Origin of the sequence: Elizabethkingia argenteiflava (assembly GCF_009904105.1) — a bacterium.
In the GTDB taxonomy this organism is placed as follows: domain Bacteria; phylum Bacteroidota; class Bacteroidia; order Flavobacteriales; family Weeksellaceae; genus Elizabethkingia; species Elizabethkingia argenteiflava.
Window position 1 is genome coordinate 1 of sequence record NZ_JAAABJ010000245.1, and the last position, 337, is coordinate 337.

Consider the following 337-nt stretch of genomic DNA (forward strand, 5'->3'; position numbering starts at 1 on the left):
ACATGAACAACGGATTCGGTTGGAGCAGGCTCCCCAAGTCATTCATGGCGGAGAATACTGTCTTTCTTCTGCTTACTGCATTGATACACAATTTCTACAAGACCATCATGAGCAGGCTTGACACCAAGGCTTTTGGGCTCAAGAAAACGAGTCGCATAAAGGCTTTTGTCTTCAAGTTCATCTCTGTGCCAGCCAAATGGGTCAGGACATCAAGGCAGTATGTGCTGAATATCTATTCATGCAACAACGCTTATGCTGATGTGTTCCAGAATGACTTTGGATGACACCGACAACTTATGGTCGTGATTTTGCGTATTGCCTCAAGTCGCATGGTGGG

General features: G+C 45.7%; 1 pseudogene. It reads left to right on the top strand.

Annotated features, from left to right (window positions below):
• Positions 1–284, top strand: a pseudogene (locus tag GNY06_RS02285) (IS1380 family transposase); the annotation flags it as partial.
• Positions 285–337 lie beyond the last annotated feature (53 nt).